The sequence below is a fragment of the Brevibacterium sp. SIMBA_078 genome, assembly GCF_046534565.1.
Taxonomy (GTDB): domain Bacteria; phylum Actinomycetota; class Actinomycetes; order Actinomycetales; family Brevibacteriaceae; genus Brevibacterium.
On record NZ_JAWRYQ010000537.1, the window covers coordinates 1 to 240 of the forward strand.

Below are 240 nucleotides of genomic sequence, written 5' to 3' on the forward strand. Positions count from 1 at the left end.
ATGGACTTGACTGACTAATTACGAGTACATTAATCATTTAAATTGTATCCATTTACCGGCTTCACTGGCCAGCATGGCAAATTCAGCTAAGCCTGCAACAGCAAATGCGCCGGTATTCTTTATATCTAAGCCTCGCTTTTCAGCCGCAGTAACGCATAACATTAGATTTATATTTTTTTCAGCCAGTTGCTGCCAAAGCGAGGGAGTACTTAACTCATCTGAGGCTAACTCAAAATGAGT

1 protein-coding gene is annotated in these 240 nt (G+C 40.8%); it reads right to left on the bottom strand.

Features of this window, described 5'->3' with window-relative positions; genetic code table 11:
* Positions 1-33 precede the first annotated feature (33 nt).
* On the bottom strand, positions 34-240 hold a 207-nt coding region (locus SB749_RS20695), incomplete at its 5' end, for a DsrE family protein (protein WP_410711971.1).